Here is a 20152-nt window from a genome sequence, read left to right on the forward strand (position 1 = left end):
CCTACGGGCACGGAGCAGTGGAGACCCCATGAAGACGACCGTCCTGCACCCCGGCAAGGACGGCGTCGGGGTCGTGCGACGCACCGTGCTCCCCGGGGGGCTGCGCGTGGTGACCGAGACCATGCCGACCGTGCGTTCCGTCGCGGTCGGCATGTGGGTCGGCATCGGCTCGCGAGACGAGGCGCCCGAGCACACGGGCGCCACGCACTTCCTGGAGCACCTGCTCTTCAAGGGCACGCCGACGAGGGACGCCATGGAGATCTCGGCGTCCATCGAGGGCATCGGCGGTGAGATCAACGCCTTCACCGCCAAGGAGTACACCTGCTACTACGCCAGGGTCCTCGACGAGGACCTGCCGGTGGCGGTCGACGTGCTCGCCGACGTGGTCACCTCGTCGCTGATCACCGAGGAGGACGTCGAGTCCGAGCGCGGCGTGATCCTGGAGGAGATCGCCATGCACGACGACGACCCCTCCGACGTGGTGCACGAGCAGTTCTCCGCCGCGCTCTACGGTGACACGCCCATCGGCAGGCCGATCCTCGGGACGGTGGACTCGATCAACGCGATCGAGCGCGACCGGATCGTGGAGTACTACCGGCGTTACTACCAGCCGCCGCGCACGGTCGTCTCGGTGGTGGGCAACATCCGCCACGAACACGTGGTGGAGCTGGTCGCCAAGGCCTACGAACGTGCGGGCGGGCTCGGCGAGGCCGCCGACAGCCTGGCGCCGCGCACCACGGGCGAGGGCGCCGAGACGCGCTCCAGCGTCCGGGTGGTCGACCGCCAGACCGAGCAGGCCAACCTGGTGCTCGGCACGACCGGCATGTCCCGCACCGACGATCGGCGTTTCGCACTCGGCGTGCTCAACGCGGCGCTCGGCGGCGGCATGTCCTCACGCCTGTTCCAGGAGATCAGGGAGAAGCGCGGCCTGGCCTACTCGGCCTACAGCTACACCTCCGCCTACTCCGACACCGGGCAGTTCGGCATCTATGTCGGCTGCCTGCCCTCCAAGATCGACGAGGTCCTGCGCATCTGCCGCGAGGAGGTCGCCAGGGTGGTCGCCGACGGCATCACGCCCGAGGAGATCGCCAGGGGCAAGGGCCAGATGCGCGGCGGGCTGGTCCTCGGCCTGGAGGACACCGGTTCGCGCATGTCGCGCATCGGGAAGAACGAACTGGTCTACGACGAGTTGATGTCGGTCGACGAGGTGCTCTCCAGGATCGAGAAGGTCACCGAGGACGAGATCGACGAGGTGGCACGCGACGTGCTGAGCCGCCCGCTCACCCTCGCCGTCATCGGCCCCTACGGGGACAAGGACTTCAGCAAGGCCATCGCCCGCTGAGGTCTCAGTAGAAGTGCCTGAGCTGGGGCCAGATCGCCGACCACGGCGCTCTGGCCCCTTCGCACACCAGCACCGCCGCCCCCTGCTCCTCGTTGTCCACGCCCTGGCCGTTGTCCACGGCGCCGCTCTCGCGGCAGCCGGTGAACATCGTGCGGATCCTCGTCTGCCCCTCCTGGTGCACCAGCACGACCGGTCCGTCGGCGGTGTCCGGAGGCGGTCCCCAGTCGGCGAAACTCATGTGCCCCGAGTACGGCGTCGCCGTGCCGTACCTGGCGATCGCACCCGCCTGGCCGTAGTTGGCGGTGAACACGACGCTCGCCGCCCGCCGCTCCGCGGGGATCTCGGCCAGGGCCGCCTCGACCGTGCGGGCCAGCTCGGGCCAGCCGACCTGTTCGCCCTGCTCCTTGTTGATCGCATTGACGACGCCGAGCGAGGAGGACGGCAGGACAGGCAGCGTGATCACCGCATTCACCACGACCGCGACGACGACCAGCACGCCCACCAACACGGGACGCTTCGACCGGGTCTGCGGGTCGCGCCCGGCGGGTGGTACGGGATGCTCCGACCGGGTCTGCGGGGCGCGCCCGGCGTCCAGTACCGGATGCTCCCACCGGGCAAGCGGCTCGCATCCGGCGGCCAGCAGGACCAGCAGCAGCGGAAGCGCATAGTACGACTTGCCGCCCAGCGCGAGGACCAGCACCAGCAGCGCCGGGTAGGCCACCGCGAACGGCCTGGCCCAGCACAGGTCCGGCTCCCGCCACACACGTAGCAGCCCGGCGATCCACACCGGCACGAAGAGCGGCGACAGGAAGATCAACTGCTGGGGCAGCAGCATGATCCGGTTCTCCATGCCGTCGTCGGCGCTGATCCCGCCCGCCACGGTGAGCTGCGGCCAGCCGTTCTGCGCCTGCCACCACAGGTTCGGCGCCGCGATCAGTACCGCCAGCGCCACCCCCGCCCACACCCACGGACCGCGCAGCACCCGCCGCGGCCCCGTCACGAGCACCCCCGCGAGCAACGCCACCACCAGCAGCCCGACGAGGTACTTGTTCTGTACGGCCACCCCCACCGCCAGGCCGATCGCCACCCACCAGCGCCCCTCGCCCGTACGCAGCAGCCGCAACGCCAGCAGGCTGACGACCAGCCAGGCGAGCATGTCGAAGGTGGCGGTCGAGACCATGTGGCCCAGCGCCATGACCATGCTGGACCCCGCCGCGCCGATCACGGCCAGCACCTGTGCCCTGCGCCCGCCACCCAGCTCCCTGGCCACCAGCCCCACGACGAGCGCGATGGCGAGCCCTGCCACCGCGGCGACGACCCGAAGGCCGGAGGGGGAGTCGCCGAACAGGGCGGTGGAGGCCCTGGCCAGCAGTGGGGTCAGGGGCGGCTGGTCGACATAGCCCCAGGCCGGGTGGTCGCCCGCGACCATGAAGTAGAGCTCGTCACGGTGGAATCCGTATCGACCCGACAGCGCACCGAGCCCGACGGCCTGCACCGCCAGCACCACGGCGATCGGCCGCCAGGGTAAGGGGGAGAGCATGGCGCGATCATGACACCAGCGGGGGCTGGCTGCCAGCTTTGAGGGGGCTTGGGGTGGTGGGGGCTTGATGTTTAGGGGTGCTTGGGGCGGTGGTGGGTTTGGGTGGGGACCTGCCTGCTCGACGTGACCGGACCGGGGGTCGGTGGGGCTTGGGGGAGTGCGGTGCCTGCTGGATGGTGCCCGCTAGGCTTGGGGTGTGATCAGGGTAGGTGTGCTGGGCGCCAGAGGGCGCGTGGGTGTCGAGGTGTGCAAGGCCGTCGAGGCGGCCGACGACCTGGAGTTGGTCGCGGCGGTCGATCAGGGCGACGCGATCGAGGAGCTGGAGGGCGCCGAGGTCGTCGTCGACTTCACTCATCCCGACGTCGTGATGGACAACCTGAGATGGTGCATCGCCCGAGGCGTGCACCCGGTGGTCGGCACGACGGGCTTCGACGACGAGCGGTTCGCCGCCGTGCGTGGGTGGCTGGCCGACAGCCCTGGCACCAATGCGTTGATCGCCCCCAACTTCGGCATCGCCGCCGTGCTCATGATGACGTTCGCCCAGCGGGCTGCCAGGTTCTTCGACTCCGCCGAGATCGTCGAGCTGCACCACCCGTACAAGGCGGACGCCCCCTCCGGCACCGCCAGGCGCACCGCCGAGCTGATGGCACGGGCGCGGGCCGAAGCGGGCGTCGGCCCGATGCCGGACGCGACGAGCTCCGAGCTCGACGGGGCCAGGGGCGCCGACGTCGACGGGGTACGCGTGCACTCGGTCCGTCTGGCCGGCCTGATCGCACACCAGGAGGTGCTGCTCGGCCTCGACGGCGAGACACTGACGATCCGCCACGACACGATGAACCGCTCGTCCTTCACCCCGGGCGTCCTCCTGGGCGTACGCAAGGTGACGTCCCTGCCCCCCGGCCTCACGATCGGCCTTGAGCACCTGCTCGACCTGTAGCCGGTCGGCGGCTGGACACGGTTCGCCCATACCTGCGACATCCTGGTGCACACCCCGGCTCGACCGTGAGCGGGTCGCGGCACCTGGACCTTGTCCCGATGCCTGCGCCATCCCGGGTACGCCCCTGCGCGACCTGTAGCCGGTCGGTGTCGAGACAAGGTTTCCCCATGCCTGCGATCTCCCGGATACGCCCTGCGCAACCGGCGCCGGCTCCGGGCCCCGTAGCGAGACGGGGCCCGGACGATTCGGGCGCACTCACAGTCGCTGGAGCGTGTCCCTCATGGAGGAGGGCGTTCGTGACCGGGCTCCGCACAGCCAGGCTCACGATCACTCACCTTAGTGCTGGCCAGGGTGATAATCGCTGGAAACATGAGTGCGTGTCGGGCAAGGATGACGCCATGGTGAGATGGGCCGCCGAGGCGGAACTGAAGGATCTGGTGGCGATCGAGCTGGCCGCCGACGAGGTGTTCGCGAGCGAGGGCATCGTGTTCCCGCCCGGCACCACGATGGTGGAGGAGGCCGAGGACCCCGGCGCCGTACTGGTGGTGGGCGAACCGCCCGTCGGCTTCGCGATGTGGAGCTGGATCGACGCCCAGGTCCATCTCGACCAGCTCGCCGTACACCCCGGCCACATGCGCCGGGGTCACGGCGGGCGACTGCTGACCGCGGTGTGCGACCATGCGCTCGCCGTCGGGGCGGCACGGGTGACGCTGACGACGTTCAGGGACGTGCCGTGGAACGCCCCCTGGTACGCGGGGCACGGCTTCGCCGTCGTCGAGCCCGGCGATCAGGGCCCCGAGCTGAGGGCGTTGGTCGAGCACGAGAGGGCGCTGGGCCTGGAGATCAGGCCAAGAGTCGTGATGAGCAGAGAGATCCGGTGAGTGGCTATCCCGCTCACCGGTGGGGTGGGACGAGCAGGGAGCTCCGGTGGATGAGCGTCCCGCTCACCTGTGGAGCGGGACGAGCAGGGAGCTCCGGTGGATGAGCGTCCCGCTCACCTGTGGAGCGGGACGAGCAGGGAGCTCCGGTGAGTAGGCGTCCCGCTCGCAGGCGGGTCAACACGAGCAAGCCGATACCGCGAGTGACCGTCGCCCCCGCAAGCTCGGCCGGATGACCAGCGCGATCCGGTGAGCCCGATACAGTGAGTGAGTGTTCCGCTCGCAGGTGTGGCAGGTCGTCGAAGGTGTGTACGGCCGTATTCTGGCCCATCCCTTCCTCACCGGCCTGACCGACGGTTCCCTGCCGCGTGAGGCGTTCCGCCACTATGTCGTACAGGAGGCGCACTTCCTGCCCGACTACGCCCGTGCGCTGGCGGGGGTGGCCGCGCGGGCGCCTGAGCCGGATGCGGTGCACAGGTTCGCGGCCGATGCGGCCAGTGCGATCGAGGTCGAGCATCGGCTGCACACGGAGCTGCTGGCGGCGTTCGGCCTGGAGGCGGCCGAGGCGCGCAGGCTGACCCCGTCGCCGACGACGGTCGGCTACAGCTCCTATCTGCTGCGCGCCTGCCACCTCGGCACGTTCCCCGAGGCGCTGGGTGCGATCGTGCCGTGCTACTGGATCTACGCCAAGGTGGGCGAGGCGCTGCTGGCCAGTTCGTCGCCCGATCCGCTGTACGCCTGGTGGATCGAGACCTACGGCGGCGAGGGCTACCAGGAGACGGCGGACGGCGTGCTCGACCTGCTCGACGAGACGGCGGCGGCGCTGAGCCCGGCCGAACGCGAGCGGCTGCTCGGCCATGCGCTGACGACCGCGCGCTGGGAGTGGATGTTCTGGGACGCCGCCTGGCGCCATGAGACGTGGCCATGCGGCTGAGGGACCTCACGCTGGACGACAGCCTCTCGCTCAAGGTGCTGACCGGGCACGACCTGCTCGACCGGCGGGTACGCGGCGTCTCGACCACCGACCTGATCGAGCCGGGCCGCTTCGTCAAACCGGGCGAGCTGGTGCTGACCGAGCTGACCTGGCACACGGACGCGGCCTCGTCGCGCACGTTCGTCGCCAATCTCGGCCCGGTGGCGGCGCTGGTGGCGGGCACGGCGCTGAAGGTGCCGCCTGCCGATCTCATCGACGCCTGCGCCGAGGCGGGGCTGCCGCTGCTGAGCCTGCCGGTCGACGTGCCGTTCAGCCGGTTGACCGAGCACGTGCTGCGGGCGTTGATCGCCGAGATGGGCGCGACGCCGCGCGGTTCGGGCGGCGGCAGGCGCAGGCTGGCCAGCACGCTGGTCGACGGCGGCAGCCTGTCCAAGCTGGTGACGACGGTCGCGGGCGAGCTCGACGTGCCGTGCTGGGTGATGTCGGCGACCGGCAGGGTGATCGTCGGCTCCCAGCCGCTGGCCGCCGAAGACAGGCAGCGCCTGGCCCTGACGTACCTGTCGGCCAGGCAGCTGCCCGCGATGGACGGACGGGGGCTGTCGGTCTTCCCCGTGGCCAAGGGGGCGCCGCATCGCATCGCCAACTGGTATCTCGCCTATGCCGGGGAGCGGGCCAGGGGTGAGGCCGAGGACGTCGTGGTGGAGCTGGCCGCGCTCGTGGCGCTGGAGCGCTCCCGCCTGGAGGCCGCGCAGCGCATCGAGCGCCGGGTGTTCGACCAGCTCCTGCAGCTGCTCGACAGCGGCGAGGCGAGCCTGCCCGGCGTGGTGTCACGCCTGCACACCCTGCATGTGGAGACCGAGCACGGCCTGGTGGCGGTCGCCCTGGCAGTGCGCACGGACAGACCGGACGCCGACGCCGAGACCGCCGTCGCCGTACTCGACGAGTTGCTGCGCCCGCTCGCCCCCGGTGTGGTGACGGCGGCGGGCGGCGAGGCCGTGGCGCTGGTGCCGCTGGCGGGCAACACCGCACGCGAGCTCACCGCCCATGTGCTGAGCGGCGCCCGCACGCTGGAGGCCGGGCTCGGCGACGGCCGGATCACGCTCGGCGTCAGCGGCGCCACCCAGGGGCCCGCCGCGATCGGAGCGCTGATCGAGGAGGCGCGGCACGCCCGCACGCTGGCCTCGCTCGGCGCGGGCAAGGTCAGTGTGATCAGCGGCGACGACGTCAGCTCGCACCGCTCGTTGCTGGCCGCCATTCCGGCCGATCTCAGGCGTTCGTTCAGGACACGCCTGCTGGGCCGCCTCGAGGATTATGACGCGGCCAACCAGACCGAGCTGCTGGAGACGCTGGAGACGTTCCTGGCCGAGTCCGGCTCATGGGCCGCCACGGCCGAACGCCTGCACGTCCATGTCAACACCCTGCGCTATCGGCTCAAACGTATCGAGGAGCTGACCGGCCGCTCGCTCACCTCATGGGACGAACGGGTGGATTTCATGCTGGCCCTGCACATGCGCTAGTGGATCGTTCCGCCCTTTGCTGTGACGCAGATCACATTTCACACTGACAACGGCCTTGACCCGCACTTTTTCGGACCTGTGGAATCGGCGGCTACCACGGGCGAGCGCCCGCCCGTTGACCCGGCCTTGATCGTCGATCACCATCCCCCTCAGGCAGGGTGCCTTCCGAAGGGATATGACATGGCGGAGCGGCGATATGCCCTGGCCTTCTGGGCGGCTTCAGCCACCACACCGCGCCGGGCCTACGAACTCATGACCCGGGGCGAACTCGACACCTTCGAGCCCGCCCTGGCGGTAACCGCCTTCCGGGCGGCGCTCATCGCCCGCTGGCCGGACGCCACGGCCATGCTGGAGCCCCGGCAGGCCGCCTCCGACGGCCTGTCGCGATGTGTGCTCATCACCCTGCCCTGGGACGCCGTCGAGCGGGTCACAGCCGTGCTGGAGACCGCACATGAGTACGGCCTGCACGGCTACGACCCCCAGAGCGAGGAGCCGCTATGACCGCGCGGCGTAGTCGTCCAGCTCGGCCAGATAGCCGTCCTTCACCGGCCGGGGCAGCCAGGAGATCTCGAACGCATTGCGGGCGAGCCGGACCACCTCCTGCCGGTCCAGAGCGAGCTCGTCGGCCACGACCTCGAGGTTCTCCTGTACATATCCGGCGAAGTAGGCCGGGTCGTCGGAGTTGACGGTGACCCGCACGCCGAGGTCGAGCAGCCGCCTGATCGCCTCGGTCTTGGTCGAGTCGGTGACATAGCCGTTGGAGATCGGGCAGACGGTCAGCCCCAGGCCCCTGTCCACGATCTTGGCGATCAGCGAGGGGTCGTCCAGCGCATTGACGCCGTGGTCGATCCTGTTGACGCCGATCTCGTCCAGGCACTGGCGGATGTGCTCGGTCGAACCCTCCTGGTCGACGTCGCAGTGCATGGTCAGCAGATAGCCCTCCTGCCTGGCCCGCTCGTAGACCGCGGCGAACTTGGCCGGAGGATTGCCCTTCTCGTCGGAGTCGAGCCCGACGCCCACGATCCACTCACGGTAGGGCAGCGACTCCAGCAGCGTCGCCATGGCGTACTCGGCCTGGAAGTCGCGCAGGAAGCACATGATGAGCTGCGCCCGCACCCCCAGCTGCGTCTCGGCGTCGAGCAGCGCCCGGCGCAGCCCCCGGATGACCACGTCGAACGGCACGCCGCGCGAGGTGTGCGCCTGCGGGTCGAAGAAGATCTCGGCGTAGCGCACGTTCTGCGAGGCGGCCTTGCGCAGATAGGCCATGGCCAGGTCGTAGAAGTCGGGCTCGGTCAGCAGCACCCGCATGCCCTCGTAGTAGATCGTGAGGAACGACGGCAGATCGTCGAAGTCGTAGGCCGCCCGCATCGCGGCCACATCGGGGTACGGCAGAGCGAGCCCGTTGCGCGCGGCCAGCTCGAACTTGAGCTCGGGCTCCAGCGTGCCTTCGATATGCAGGTGCAGCTCGGCCTTGGGCAGTCCGGCGATGAAGTCCTTCATGGGTGTCAGGCCTCCGAGACGATGGGTTCGACGATCTCCAGCTTGACGCAGTCGACCAGACCGAGGTCGGTGACCGCATAGTCCGGGATCGCGGTGATGGACAGGAAGAACAAATACATCAGCGGCGCGGGAAGGGTGCAGCCCAGCGACCTGGCCAGGTCGTCGAGCCGCTCCTCCAGCACCGCCATCTCGGCCGCGGGCAGGTCGGAGACGATGCCGCCGATCGGCAGCGGCAGCAGGGCGAGCACCTCGCCGTCCACGACCACGGCCTGGCCGCCTCCCGCCCGCACGACCGTGTTGACCGCGAGCGCCATGTCCTCGCGGGAGACACCGGCGCAGATGACATTGTTGTCGTCGGGCGCGGCGCTGGTGGCGATGGCGCCCTTGCGCAGGCCCATGCCGCTGACCATGGCCATCGGGCGGTTGCCCGTCCGGCCGTAGCGCTCGACGACGGTGACGAGCAGGGCGTCCTGCTCGACGCACGACTCGACGACGCCGTCGGTGACGGGCACGGTGACCTCGCGGCCCTTGCGGACGAACACCTGGTCGGTGAAGCCGAGCGTCAGCACGGTGGCCTGGGTGGCGGCCGGGTCGGCCGTGCGCAGCACCAGGTCGCCCGCCGTCAGCTCGGGCACGGGGAACGGCGTCACCTCGCCACGCGAGGGCGGCACGGTAGGCGTGATCATGGCGCCGTCGCGGGCGACGAGCTTGCCCGAGGCCACGACCTCGCGCACGGTGAAGTCGGCCAGCGAGTCCACGATCAGCACATCGGCGAACCTGCCGGGTGTGAGGCTGCCGACCAGATGGTCGATGCGATACATCTCCGCGCAGTTGACGGTGGCCATCTGGATCGCGGTCACCGGGTCGATCCCCTCGGCGATGGCCATCCGCACCAGTTTGTCCATGTGCCCGCCCGCCAGGACGTCGGCGGCGTGCACGTCGTCGGTGCAGAACGCGACGCGACGGGCGCCGACCTGCTCGACGATGCGGATGTTGTCCTTGAGGAAGTGCGCCACCGACGACTCGCGCACGATCGCGTAGATGCCGAGGCGCAGCTTCTCCAGCGCCTCCTGCGCGGAGTACGACTCGTGGTCGAGGCGGACACCGGCGGCGGCCAGGCCGTTCATCCGGCGCGTGTCCGAGAGCGGCGCGCAGCCGAACACCGGAAGGCGGCGCTCGGCGGCCAGATCGAGCGCCTCCAGCACAGCCGGGTCGCCGTGCTCAACGAACTCCTGCACGGTCTCCCAGATGCCCACGCACTCCGGCCACTCGTGCGCCAGGCGATGCTCGGCGGGCCCGAACGTGTGGCCGACCGTGGACTCGGGCACCGTGTAGGGCGCCTTGGCCGGTGCGCCCCACCAGATGCGCATGCCGGTCCGCTTGGACTCGTCGAGGAAACGCCGCACACCGGGCAGGCCCTCCACGACGAGGATCTGGTCGAGGCCGGACACGACACCGGTGGTGCCGAACGGCACGACGAGGTCGGCGAAGCCGGTCACCGACAGCTTGCTGCACTCGATGTGCAGATGGCCGTCGATCAGGCCCGGCACCAGATGGCCGCCGCGCGCGTCGATGACCTTCGTGTCCGGGCCGCGCTCCAGCGACTCGCCGACGCAGGCGATCCGGTCGCCGACGATGCCGATCTCGGCCGGATACACCTCGCCGGTGATCACATTGACCAGCGTGCCGTTGGCGATGACCGTCTCGGCCGGGCGCCTGCCGTACGCGACGTCGAGCAGGGTGCGATCCATGGGTCAACCGACCTTTCCACTGAAGAGGGGACTGGTGCTCACGGGAACGGAGCGCGGGCTGAGGGCCAGATAGGTCACGCCCGCGACCAGGAAACCGGCGAAGATACTGAAGTCCGACCCGCCGGTCGCGGCCGAGATCGGGCCGACGAAGGCGGCGGAGTTGATCCACAGGGCGGCGGCGGCCATGCCCAGGACCTGGGCGATGATCGCGGGCCAGCGGACCTGACCCGGCCCCTTCTCGTCGAACAGCGCCGCGGCGTCGTAGCGCCCCTTGCGCCGGACCCAGTCGGAGACGTAGACGCCCGCCCACGGCGCCAGCCAGATGATCAGCACCCCGAGGAAGGTGTTGAGCATCGTGTTGAAGGAGTCGGACATCACGGCGACATAGGTGATGACCACACAGATCGCCAGATCGGCCAGCACGGCCACCCAGCGCTTGACCTTGATCCCGGCGGCCTGCAGATTCAGCCCCGAGGAGTACAGGTCGGTGGTGTTGACCGCGAACAGCGTCACGATCGCCAGCACGAGATAGGGCACCACGAACCACGAGGGCAGCGCGCCGGGCAGCCCGGAGATCGGATCGCCCGCATCCTGCACGACGGTGGCGACGGCCGCGCCCAGCGTCATCAGCAGCACGTACGGGATGAAGCCGCCGAGCGCTGCGGAGAAGAACACGGCCTTGCGCGAGGAGCCCGCCGGAAGGTAGCGCGAGTAGTCGCCGCCCAGCGGCCCCCACGACAGCCCGCCCGCCGACATCACCAGCGCCACCGCGATCGTGAACGTGGCGAAGTCGGCGCCGCCGCCGGTGGCGGCCACCGAGACCTTGGGTGCGATGAGCACGGCCATCAGCCCGAACAGGGCGACGAACACCCAGGTGAAGTACTTCTGCGCCTTCATCACCGCGGCATGCCCGATGAGCGGCAGCACGAGTTGGATGAGCGCGGCGACCAGGATGACGGCCACCTTCAGCCCGGCGCTCTGCTCGGTGACGCCCGCCTGCTCCAGCAGCGACAGCGAGGCGAACGTGATCAGCACCATGCCGCCGGCCTCGAAGCCGACCATGTTGAGCCAGCCGAAGAAGCTCAGCGCCCTGGCGCCCTTGGTGCCGAACGCCGCCCGCGAGACGGCCATGGTCGCGGTGCCGGTGGCCGGGCCCTGCAGACTGGTCAGCCCCACGAGCGGGAAGGCCAGCAGGTTGCCGATCACGATGGCGGCGATCGCCTGCGGGAAGCTCAGCCCCAGCGCGATGATGACCGTGCCGTACACGAGCGTGAAAACGCCCATCGTGGTGCCGGACCAGAGGAAGAACAGGTCACGCGGGCGGCCGTACCTCTCCCCGGCCGAGACCAGCTCGATCCCGCGTTGCTCCATCAGGGCCCCTCCCAGGTCGCCGACTGTCCACAGTCAGTGCACCAAAGAAGGCCGGGACGCACCCTTGTACGGACGTCCAGCGTGCGGGAGGGCAGTTGTAGCCGCCTACAAGGTGATCGCGAGTCCCACGGTGAACAGCAGCCCGAAGCCGAGCTGTACCTTGCCCGTGGCCTGCAGGGTCGCGATCAGCGCGGGCCCCGTGGCCCCGTGGAGCACCGCGCGCACGGGCGCGACGGCCAGCGCGGCCGCCGGCAGCGCCAGCGCGCTCCACGGCGTCCACGGCACGATCGCCAGCGCGATCACGAACGGCGCCACGAGGCACGACGCGTAGAGCACGCGCGTGCGGGAGTCGCCGAGCACCACGGCCAGCGTGCGCTTGCCCGAAGGCCCGTCGGTGACGATGTCGCGCAGGTTGTTGACCACGAGCATCGCGCAGGCCAGCAGCCCGACGGGCACCGAGGCCACGACCGCCAGCCAGGAGAGGTAGCCCATCTGGACGTACGCCGTGCCCGCCACCGCGACCAGGCCGAAGAACACGAACACCGACACCTCGCCGAGCGCACGGTAGCCGTAGGGGCTCCCGCCGCCGGTGTAGAACCAGGCCGCGGCGATGGCGGCCACCCCGATCAGCAGCAGCCACCAGGCCCGCGTGGCCACCACCAGCACCAGCCCGGCCACCGCCGCCGCCAGGAAACACCCGAGCGCCGCGGCCAGCACCTGACGTGCGGGAGCCGCACCGGAGCCGACCAGGCGCATCGGGCCCACCCTGGCGTCGTCGGTGCCCCTGATGCCGTCGCTGTAGTCGTTGGCGTAGTTGACGCCGATCTGCAGCAGCAGCGCCACCAGCAGGGCGAGCAGCGCCCGCCACCAGACGGCCTGACCGAAGTGCAGCGCCACACCCGTGCCGACGGCTACGGGGACGACGGCTGCGGGAAGGGTACGCGGGCGCGCGCCCGCCACCCACTGGCTGAGGTTGGCCATGAACTCTCTAACGCTTGGGATCTCTCACACAGGATCTCTGTGAACGCTTAGGATCTCTCACCCCGGGATCTCGGTGACACGCCGGGCCCCTGTAACACTTCGGGCCCTGTGACATTCAGGGCAATGACCGCGCCTTCAGCTGATGTCGGTGCTGAGCCTGACCATGCGGACAGGGCGTCCCATGTCGAGCACGCGCTCGGCCATGTCCTCGCCCCAGCCCGCCGACTCCAGGAAGCCGAGCACCGCGTGGTTGTCGGCGAACACCCATGTCACGATCATCCGGAAGCCGTCTTCGCGCAGGTGGTCGACGGTCGCGTTGAGCAGCCTGCTGCCGTGGCCGCGCCTGACGAAGTCGGGGTCGACCAGCAGGGTCAGCATCTCGGCCGCCACCGTGGGGTCGAGGTCCGGGTCCTCGGCGGGAGCGTGCGAGGCGAGCCCGACGACCCGCTCACCGCCGCGCGGCGTCGAGGTGCCCGCCGCGACCCCGCCGGGGCCGAGTGCGGTGAACCCCTCGGTGTCGAGAATGGTCTCGACCGCCACCAGAACCCGGTGCATGCGGGTGGGCGGGGCGACGATCGCCTCGTCCCACTGCCGCAGCCACATCTTCTCGGCCGCCGCGCCCGTCATCTGCTCAAGCGGGCCCTCGGGCAGGAAATCCCGATAGCCGTAGCGCCAGGCGCGGATCTGGGTATTCGCCACCTGGAGCACATCCTCGCGCCGGGCCGCCCGGACGCCTACGTCTGCCATCTCGGCCCGCTCCTTCGCATGCCGTCATGCCCGCACGACTCGGAGGATCTCGGGGGCACGAGTAACACCGTATCGGTGATTGGCCCCTAGGGATGACGCGATCCGGGGTCGACCTGCCTTCTTGCCCGGTATGCCCGAGTCTTTGTGCGATTGCCACAGAGCTTCATTGAGCACCACGTACGTGAACGGTTACGGGTGATGTCGATGAACGCCCACTGGCACGTTCCTTCCTGGCAGACCTTCATCCGCTCCCAATGACCCTCCACCTGGGCGATGACCATGGCCGCGACGATCCAGGCGATGCCGCCCGGCACACCGTCCTCGACAGGGGCGACGTTGAGTGTGTTGTTGATCACGGCTCGCAGAGGCAGGCGGTCGAGGACCGGGTAGTGGGCCGGGCCCTTGTGCTTCAGCGCGTCGCGCAGGCTCTCGCGCAGGGCCACCGCGAGCGCCAGGTCGTCGTCGGTCGCCCCGAGGTGGTCCTCGATGAGACCTTGGTCGTGCAGCCACAGCGTGAGCTCGGCGGGAGAGGACCACTCCTCGTGTTCGCGCTCCTGCTCGAACGTGTTAACGAAGTCGAGCACCAACGTCGTCGCGCGTGTCATGGACGTCATCGTAGGAGAGTGAGGGGCTGTTACGGGGTGTGTCGGGCGAGGGCGGTCGCCAGGCGGTGCACACCTTCGGTGAGTTCGGAGGCGTGGGTCGTGGCGACGTGGGTCACCCTGATCCTCGGTCCCGGCGGCTCCGACGGGTAGTACATGCGTCCCGGGCTCACCAGCACCCCGGCCCGCATCGCCCCCTCCACCAGCGCCGTCTCCTCCACCCCGGGCGGCAGCCGCAACCACACGTGCAGCCCGCCCCTGGGCACCAGATGGACCTCCGCAGCCGGCAGCCGTGCGGTGAGCGCGGCGACCAGCAGATCGCGCCGCACGGTCAGCTCGGTGTGCACGGCCCCCAGGTGACGACGCCACGCGGGCGACCCCACGAACTCGAGCGCCGTCTCCTGCAACGGCCTGGCCACGAAGAACGACTCCACCAGCTGACTGGCCCGCAGGCGCTGCGCGGCCGGACCCCTGGCGATGACGGCGGCCAGCCTGAGGCTCGGCGCGAGGACCTTGGTGAGGGAGTTCACGTGGACGACCGTGCCGTGCGCGTCCATGGCGATCATCGGGATCGGCGCCTCGGCCGTCAGGTAGCGCGCGTAGTCGTCCTCGACCACGAACGCGCCCGCGGCTCTCGCCACCTCCAGCACCTGCCGCCTGCGCTCGGGCCCGAGCGTGGCGCCCGTCGGGTTGTGCAGCGTCGGCTGGCAGTAGAACACCCGCGCCCCCGTCACCCCGAACGCCTCGGCCAGCAGCTCCGGCCGTACCCCTTCCCGATCCATCGGTACGGCTGACGCCCGCAGTCCCGCCGCCTTGAGCGCGGCCAGGGCGCCGGGATAGGTCGGCGTCTCCACCAGGACCGGCGTGCCGGGCGCGGCGAGCGCCCTGAACGCATGGGTGAGCGCCGCCTGCCCGCCGCTGACGACGAGCGTGTCGGCGGCGGTCACGTCGCCTCCCGCCTCGGCGGCGAACCAGCGCCGCAGCTCCTCCAGCCCGCCGAGCGGCGGCAGCGCCCAGACGTCGGACCTGCGCACGGCTCGGCCCGCCGCCGCCGACAGCTGCTTGGCCGGGCGCAACGCCGGGTTGAGGTAGCCGCCCGTGAGCGGGATGACACCCTCGGGCGGCGCGGCCAGCAGCGCGCCGACCCCCGAGGCGTCGATGCTCCTGTCGCCGAGCGCCACGGTCTGCCAGGACAGGTCCGCGGCGTCGCCGTGCGCCTGGGGGCGTTCGGCGGCGAACGCGCCGCTGCCCGGCCTGGTGACGACCCGGCCCTCGGCGGCGAGCCTGCCGAGCGCGCGCGAGACCGTGACCGGGCTGACGCCGTGCCGCCGCATGATCTCCCTGCTGGACGGCAGCCGGTCGCCAGGCCGTAGCGATTCGAGCTCTTCGCGCAGTATCGCGGCGATATGGGCGACACTGCTATCGTTGGACATGAGAGTCAAGGATAGCGCTATCGCAACCGAGGTAGTAGCGGAACGCCGTGGCGCGGCCCGCTCTGGGACCCTGCTGGCCTTCGTCGGCGTGCTGGCGTTCTCCGGGTCGTTCCCGGCGACCGTGTTCGCGATGCGGGGCTTCGACCCCTGGCTGGTGGCGATCGGCAGGGCGGTGGTCGCCGGGCTCGTCGCCCTGGTGTGCCTGAAGGCGGCCAGGCTGCCGTTGCTGCCGCCTCGGGGTGATTGGCGGGCTTATGGGTTGATCTCGCTTGGTGTGGTGTTCGGGTTCCCGGTGTTCAGCGGGCTGGCGTTGCATCTGGGGGCGAGCACCTCGCACTCGGCCGTGGTGATCGGCCTGCTGCCCGCCGCCACCGCCGCATTCGCCGTACTGCGGGCGGGGGAGCGGCCAAAGCCGATGTTCTGGGCGGCGTGCGCGGCCGGGGCCGCGGCCATCTGCGCGTTCACGTTCTCGCGCGGCTCCGGCTCCGGTGGGGCCTCGTGGGCCGATCTGCTGCTGGTGGCCGCGCTGCTGTCGGCGGCCGTCGGCTACACCGAGGGCGGCAGGCTCTCACGTGAACGGCCCGGCTGGCAGGTCATCTCCTACGCCCTCGTCGTCTCCCTGCCGGTCAGTGTGCCCGTGACCGCGGTGCTGGCCGTCGGCACGCCTGTGACGCCGTCGTGGGAGGCGCTGGCCGGGTTCGCGTACGTAGGGCTGGTGTCGATGTTCCTCGGTTTCGTCCCCTGGTACGCCGGTCTCGCCAAGGGCGGCATCGCGCGCGCCGGTCAGACGCAGCTGGCCCAGCCGCTGCTCACGCTCCTGTGGGCCTGGCTCCTGCTCGGCGAACGTTTCGGGGTGGCCACCGTCCTGGCCGCGCTCGCCGTACTGGCCTGTGTGGCGGTGACCCAGCGGACGCGGGGGTGAGGTCCTTGCTTGATATGACACTTCGGCGCAGGATGGGCCTTGGAGGTGTCACACATGGCGGACCTCACGATCCCCGAAGGCGGCTTCTGGCCGGCCCCGGAGATTCCGCAGCCCAACATCTACCCGATGGAGTGGCGGGTCGAGACCGACAAGCTCGCCGCCATCTACGAGAAGTCGAAGCGCACGGTCTGGAACCCCGCCGACCTGCCCTGGGACGACCTCGACCCCGGCGACTTCACCGTCGAACAGCGCCTCGGCATCATGTACTGGTTCTCGGTGCTGGCCAACTTCGACGCCTCGGGACCCGCCGTCTTCGCCAGGGCCACCATCCAGGCCTTCGAGAAGCACGAGGAAGATCCCGTACGTAAGTGCTTCTTCTCCATCACCCGCGACGAGATGAACCACGAGGAGTGCTGCCAGCGCTCCATCGCGAAACTCTGGCCCGGCGGCCCGCTCGACTGGACCCCTCGGACCGACCTGGAGAAGGCCGCCCACAACAACATCGGCTGGTTGTACCACAACGGCGGTCGCTACTGGACCGGCTACAGCAGCGCCATCGGGAAGTACTCGCTGCCGGTGCTGTTCACCAGCTTCATGATGGGGGAGATGGCGGCCTCCACCCTGTTCCGCGGTATGGCGAGCGGCGCCCGGCATCCCGTGTTCAGCGAGATGTTCCACAAGATCGGCCGCGACGAGTCCAGGCATCTGCAGATCTGCATGACCATCCTGGAAAACGAATGGCCCGGCCTCACCGACGACGTCCGTACCCTCATCACCAGGCAACTCCGGGCCGGCTTCGTCTTCCTGTCCATGATCCTCTGGGAGCCCCCCGACGGGTTCTGGGAACTGCCGCCGTACTTCCTGGCCAACCATCGCGTGCTCATGGACCACGCCCGTGACGCCGGGCTCGGGCTGCTGTCGTACGAGGAGCAGGCGGACAACTGGCGAGTGGCGATGGCCAAGGTACGGGCGATCGTCGAGCGGTGGGGGATCGCGTTTCCGGCGATTCCCGAGCTGGACATCGAGGGGGTGGAGGTGGACTTCATCGACCCTGAGGAGATCATTCCGGTGTTCTGAGGGGGCGGGGTTGGGGTTGGGCCAGGCTTCGCCTGGAGTGAGGCTGGCTCACCTTGAGCTTGGCCTCGGTAGGGCTTCGCCGGAAGGCGTCAGGTAGGACTTCGTTTTCAGTTGCGCCTTGAGTCCTCACCCGCCTGGAGTCCTCACCCGCCCTGCGCTGCCCTCATCCTGCGCCGCCCCGCTCTGTGCCCCCTTACTCGGCGCCGCTCCCCATCTTGCGCCGCCCCCCGCCCTGCGCCTCCCATCGCCCTGGTCCTCCCACCCTGCGCCTCGCTCCCACCCTGCGCCCCCACCCGAAGCGCGCCTCCACCCCCTTAGTAAGGTGCCCGGATGAACGCGCTGGAGATGACGGACGCAGGTGTCCGTGTGGTCGGCAGGACGTTGCTCGCCGGGATCGACTGGAAGGTCGGGTACGGCCAGCACTGGGTGGTACTCGGCCCGAACGGCGCAGGCAAGACCACCCTCCTCTCCCTGGCCGCCGCCGTACGCCACCCCACGACCGGCGCCGTCACCGTCCTCGGCCGACGCCTGGGCCGAGTCGACATGCGCGAACTACGCCGCGAGATCGGCCTGGTCGCCTCCAGCCAACGCCTGGTCGACGAGGCCATGCTGGAAGAGGAAGGCGCCACCGCCCACACGGTCGTCCTGACCGGCCATACCGGCACAAGCGCCCCCTTGTGGCACCAGTACGGCCCCGCCGAACACGACCGGGCTCACGCCCTCCTGTCCGACCTCGGCTGCAAGGACCTGGCCGACCGCCCCTTCCGCGTGTGCTCCCAAGGCGAACGCGCCCGCGTGCGCGTGGCCCGCGCCCTGATGGCCGACCCGCGCATCCTCCTGTTCGACGAGCCGTTCGCCGGTCTGGACTTCCCCGCCCGCGAGGACCTGATCACCGCCATCGAGTCCCTGGCCACGACCCGCCCCGCCCTCACCACGATCACCGTCACCCACCACCTGGAGGAAGTGCCCGCCACCACCACCCACGCCTTGCTCATGCGAGACACCCGCATCCAAACGTCCGGCGAAGCCACCCAAACTCTGACCCCACCCCACCTGGCAGGCTGCTTCGGCCGCGACCTCCAGGTAACCCACCACCCCGACGGCCGCTGGTCAGCCCACGCAACCCGCCACTGACCACACCCACCGGCGTTCGAAACCCCACCAAGGGCCATCCGCCCCGGCCATGCGCACCTCGTTTGGTGACCGGCTCGCGCCGCGACCCGGCGAGGACCCTACTTCGCCTTCGGGTTGATCCCCCGCAGTCGGCGCGACGCGGCCAGTCTCACGGAGCGTAACCCTCCGAAGCCCCCGCGACCAGGCCTACGCCACAACATCCACGATCATTCACTTCTGTCCCGTGAAGGGGCCGGACAGTCAGGCCAGGACTCCTCTGATGCCACATAGCTGCCCCGCTGGGCGACCGTGTAGATCAGTCCGGCCTGCCGGAGGGCCGCCATGGCTTTGCGCACGGTTTCGCGGGCGCAGTCGTAGCGCTGCACCAATGAGGTCTCGCTGGGGATGGCCTTGCGGGGGCGTAGCTCACCTGAACGAATACTGTGCTCGAGGTCGTGTGCGATCTGCTGGTAGATCGGCGTCGTGCGAGCAGCCCGGGGCGCCTCGCCGGGCGAACCCACGAAGGTGCCTTCGCCTTGCACGGAGTACAGCAGCCCTTCCCGCCTGAGCAGATGAACCGCCCGGCGTACGGTGGTGCGGGCGACACCGAACTCACGCTGGAGCGCGGCCTCGCTGGGCACCGGTGCCCCCGGGCGCATGTCCCGGGTGATGCGCGTACGAAGCACCTGGCTGAGCTGAACATAGAGATGCGTATCGCCGTCCGGATCCAGCATGCGAACAGGCTAGAGGGCTGGTACGACAATCGACGGACGTGCTGGAGGTCAGGCCTCCGGCCAGTTCTCAGGCTCGGTGGCGTACGTGCCGCGGTACGGCACGGTGTACGCGTAGCCGTTCTCGCGAAGCCATGACACGGCCTGCCGAACGGTCACCTTGGCCACGCCGTACTGCTGCATGAGTGTCTTCTCGCTCGGGATCGGCCGGTTGGGACGGATCTCGCCGGCTCGGATGCGTGCCGCGATCTCCTCGCCGATCGTTTGGTACAGCGGCGTCTTACGCGGCAGCCGTGGTGCGCCCGGCTCGCCGACGAATGTGCCCTCGCCCTGGATCGTGTAGACGAGTCCACGCTCGCGCAACTCGCGATGTACGCGCCGAGCGGTGGTCCTGGCGATGCCGTGCTCACTTTCGAGCTGCGCCTCACTCGGCATGGCGGCGCCTTCGGCGAGCTCGCCGCTCTCGATGCGATCGCTGATCATGTCGGCGATCTGCTTGTAGACCGGTATAGGTCCGTCGCGATCCAGCACGCTCGCACTCTAGACCAATAGGTACATGCGACCACAAAGCAGACACTCACTTGAGCGTCTAGATACGGGTGGGTAGACCTATTGAGACGTATGACCTATGGTTGAAAAGTGTTCCCATTCGAATGGTGTACGGGAAAGCAATGCTTCTCGCCGCATCCTGCTCTTGAAGTGGAGCGGTTCCTGGCCACCTCATGGCGGCGACCAATGTCGAGGGCGGAGCGCGTTCGGGTCCGAAGTCACACCTG

19 protein-coding genes are annotated in these 20152 nt (G+C 69.8%); 9 read left to right on the top strand and 10 right to left on the bottom strand.

From position 1 onward, the window contains the following. Positions 1–28: 28 nt before the first annotated feature. Positions 29–1342, top strand: a complete 1314-nt coding sequence (locus ACTWNK_RS11880; protein ID WP_474303956.1) for a M16 family metallopeptidase — start codon at positions 29–31, stop codon at positions 1340–1342. 4 nt (positions 1343–1346) lie between these two features. On the opposite strand, the gene ACTWNK_RS11885 is transcribed toward ACTWNK_RS11880, so the two are convergent. After that, a complete protein-coding gene (locus tag ACTWNK_RS11885; RefSeq protein ID WP_474303957.1) occupies positions 1347–2882 on the bottom strand; it encodes a glycosyltransferase family 39 protein in 1536 nt (511 codons plus the stop codon). Positions 2883–3078: 196 nt separating this feature from the next. On the opposite strand from ACTWNK_RS11885, the gene dapB reads away from it, so the two are divergent. From dapB to ACTWNK_RS11910, 5 genes are all read left to right on the top strand, one after another. Next, complete coding sequence (dapB, locus tag ACTWNK_RS11890) at positions 3079–3819, top strand: 4-hydroxy-tetrahydrodipicolinate reductase (RefSeq protein ID WP_474303958.1); 741 nt, start codon at positions 3079–3081, stop codon at positions 3817–3819. Positions 3820–4217: 398 nt separating this feature from the next. After that, positions 4218–4700, top strand: coding sequence for a GNAT family N-acetyltransferase (locus tag ACTWNK_RS11895; protein ID WP_474303960.1), 483 nt, complete (start codon positions 4218–4220; stop codon positions 4698–4700). 268 nt (positions 4701–4968) lie between these two features. Beyond that, the gene (gene tenA / locus ACTWNK_RS11900) at positions 4969–5631 is read left to right on the top strand and encodes a thiaminase II (RefSeq protein ID WP_474303961.1); all 663 of its coding nucleotides are present in this window, start codon (positions 4969–4971) and stop codon (positions 5629–5631) included. Further along, positions 5622–7148 carry a PucR family transcriptional regulator gene (locus ACTWNK_RS11905; RefSeq protein WP_474303962.1) on the top strand — a complete coding sequence of 509 codons (1527 nt, stop codon included), beginning with the start codon at positions 5622–5624 and terminating at the stop codon, positions 7146–7148. The genes tenA and ACTWNK_RS11905 overlap by 10 nt, the downstream gene beginning before the upstream one ends. A 180-nt stretch (positions 7149–7328) precedes the next feature. Beyond that, on the top strand, positions 7329–7649 hold the full coding sequence (locus ACTWNK_RS11910; protein ID WP_474303963.1) for a hypothetical protein: 321 nt from the start codon (positions 7329–7331) through the stop codon (positions 7647–7649). Here ACTWNK_RS11910 and ACTWNK_RS11915 read toward each other — a convergent pair. The 7 genes from ACTWNK_RS11915 to ACTWNK_RS11945 form a co-directional block, all read right to left on the bottom strand. Next, complete coding sequence (locus ACTWNK_RS11915) at positions 7644–8648, bottom strand: adenosine deaminase (protein WP_474303964.1); 1005 nt, start codon at positions 8646–8648, stop codon at positions 7644–7646. The genes ACTWNK_RS11910 and ACTWNK_RS11915 overlap by 6 nt on opposite strands. 5 nt (positions 8649–8653) lie before the next feature. Continuing rightward, positions 8654–10399, bottom strand: coding sequence for an adenine deaminase C-terminal domain-containing protein (locus ACTWNK_RS11920; RefSeq protein ID WP_474303965.1), 1746 nt, complete (start codon positions 10397–10399; stop codon positions 8654–8656). A gap of 3 nt (positions 10400–10402) precedes the next feature. Continuing rightward, complete coding sequence (locus tag ACTWNK_RS11925; protein WP_474303966.1) at positions 10403–11770, bottom strand: purine-cytosine permease family protein; 1368 nt, start codon at positions 11768–11770, stop codon at positions 10403–10405. Between the two features lie 105 nt (positions 11771–11875). Beyond that, a complete protein-coding gene (locus ACTWNK_RS11930; RefSeq protein ID WP_474303967.1) occupies positions 11876–12751 on the bottom strand; it encodes a 1,4-dihydroxy-2-naphthoate polyprenyltransferase in 876 nt (291 codons plus the stop codon). A 135-nt stretch (positions 12752–12886) separates the two neighbouring features. Beyond that, complete coding sequence (locus tag ACTWNK_RS11935) at positions 12887–13498, bottom strand: N-acetyltransferase family protein (protein WP_474303968.1); 612 nt, start codon at positions 13496–13498, stop codon at positions 12887–12889. An 86-nt stretch (positions 13499–13584) separates the two neighbouring features. Then, complete coding sequence (locus tag ACTWNK_RS11940) at positions 13585–14103, bottom strand: CGNR zinc finger domain-containing protein (RefSeq protein WP_474303969.1); 519 nt, start codon at positions 14101–14103, stop codon at positions 13585–13587. A 29-nt stretch (positions 14104–14132) separates the two neighbouring features. Next, a complete protein-coding gene (locus tag ACTWNK_RS11945) occupies positions 14133–15533 on the bottom strand; it encodes an aminotransferase-like domain-containing protein (RefSeq protein WP_474303970.1) in 1401 nt (466 codons plus the stop codon). On the opposite strand from ACTWNK_RS11945, the gene ACTWNK_RS11950 reads away from it, so the two are divergent. The 3 genes from ACTWNK_RS11950 (at position 15532) to ACTWNK_RS11960 (ending at position 18666) form a co-directional block, all read left to right on the top strand. Further along, positions 15532–16455, top strand: coding sequence for a DMT family transporter (locus ACTWNK_RS11950; RefSeq protein ID WP_474303971.1), 924 nt, complete (start codon positions 15532–15534; stop codon positions 16453–16455). The genes ACTWNK_RS11945 and ACTWNK_RS11950 overlap by 2 nt on opposite strands. A 54-nt stretch (positions 16456–16509) precedes the next feature. Beyond that, positions 16510–17532 (top strand): hypothetical protein, encoded by a 1023-nt coding sequence (locus ACTWNK_RS11955; RefSeq protein ID WP_474303972.1) that lies wholly within the window; start codon positions 16510–16512, stop codon positions 17530–17532. Between the two features lie 330 nt (positions 17533–17862). Beyond that, complete coding sequence (locus ACTWNK_RS11960; protein WP_474303973.1) at positions 17863–18666, top strand: ABC transporter ATP-binding protein; 804 nt, start codon at positions 17863–17865, stop codon at positions 18664–18666. Between the two features lie 206 nt (positions 18667–18872). Here ACTWNK_RS11960 and ACTWNK_RS11965 read toward each other — a convergent pair whose 3' ends face one another. Both ACTWNK_RS11965 and ACTWNK_RS11970 read right to left on the bottom strand, forming a co-directional pair. Further along, positions 18873–19379: a GntR family transcriptional regulator gene (locus ACTWNK_RS11965; protein WP_474303974.1), complete on the bottom strand. Its 507-nt coding sequence runs from the start codon at positions 19377–19379 to the stop codon at positions 18873–18875. 48 nt (positions 19380–19427) lie between these two features. Beyond that, on the bottom strand, positions 19428–19907 hold the full coding sequence (locus tag ACTWNK_RS11970) for a GntR family transcriptional regulator (RefSeq protein WP_474303975.1): 480 nt from the start codon (positions 19905–19907) through the stop codon (positions 19428–19430). Positions 19908–20152: the final 245 nt, after the last annotated feature.

This window comes from Nonomuraea sp. IBHARD001 (assembly GCF_056106265.1).

Excerpts from the sequence above, each read along its gene's own strand:
- ACTWNK_RS11880 (WP_474303956.1), top strand. The coding sequence starts at position 29 with ATGAAGACGACCGTCCTGCACCCCGGCAAGGACGGCGTCGGGGTCGTG.
- ACTWNK_RS11885 (WP_474303957.1), bottom strand. The coding sequence starts at position 2,882 with ATGCTCTCCCCCTTACCCTGGCGGCCGATCGCCGTGGTGCTGGCGGTG.
- ACTWNK_RS11895 (WP_474303960.1), top strand. The coding sequence starts at position 4,218 with ATGGTGAGATGGGCCGCCGAGGCGGAACTGAAGGATCTGGTGGCGATC.
- ACTWNK_RS11905 (WP_474303962.1), top strand. The coding sequence starts at position 5,622 with ATGCGGCTGAGGGACCTCACGCTGGACGACAGCCTCTCGCTCAAGGTG.
- ACTWNK_RS11910 (WP_474303963.1), top strand. The coding sequence starts at position 7,329 with ATGGCGGAGCGGCGATATGCCCTGGCCTTCTGGGCGGCTTCAGCCACC.
- ACTWNK_RS11915 (WP_474303964.1), bottom strand. The coding sequence starts at position 8,648 with ATGAAGGACTTCATCGCCGGACTGCCCAAGGCCGAGCTGCACCTGCAT.
- ACTWNK_RS11920 (WP_474303965.1), bottom strand. The coding sequence starts at position 10,399 with ATGGATCGCACCCTGCTCGACGTCGCGTACGGCAGGCGCCCGGCCGAG.
- ACTWNK_RS11925 (WP_474303966.1), bottom strand. The coding sequence starts at position 11,770 with ATGGAGCAACGCGGGATCGAGCTGGTCTCGGCCGGGGAGAGGTACGGC.
- ACTWNK_RS11930 (WP_474303967.1), bottom strand. The coding sequence starts at position 12,751 with ATGGCCAACCTCAGCCAGTGGGTGGCGGGCGCGCGCCCGCGTACCCTT.
- ACTWNK_RS11935 (WP_474303968.1), bottom strand. The coding sequence starts at position 13,498 with ATGGCAGACGTAGGCGTCCGGGCGGCCCGGCGCGAGGATGTGCTCCAG.
- ACTWNK_RS11940 (WP_474303969.1), bottom strand. The coding sequence starts at position 14,103 with ATGACACGCGCGACGACGTTGGTGCTCGACTTCGTTAACACGTTCGAG.
- ACTWNK_RS11950 (WP_474303971.1), top strand. The coding sequence starts at position 15,532 with ATGAGAGTCAAGGATAGCGCTATCGCAACCGAGGTAGTAGCGGAACGC.
- ACTWNK_RS11945 (WP_474303970.1), bottom strand. The coding sequence starts at position 15,533 with ATGTCCAACGATAGCAGTGTCGCCCATATCGCCGCGATACTGCGCGAA.
- ACTWNK_RS11955 (WP_474303972.1), top strand. The coding sequence starts at position 16,510 with ATGGCGGACCTCACGATCCCCGAAGGCGGCTTCTGGCCGGCCCCGGAG.
- ACTWNK_RS11960 (WP_474303973.1), top strand. The coding sequence starts at position 17,863 with ATGAACGCGCTGGAGATGACGGACGCAGGTGTCCGTGTGGTCGGCAGG.
- ACTWNK_RS11965 (WP_474303974.1), bottom strand. The coding sequence starts at position 19,379 with ATGCTGGATCCGGACGGCGATACGCATCTCTATGTTCAGCTCAGCCAG.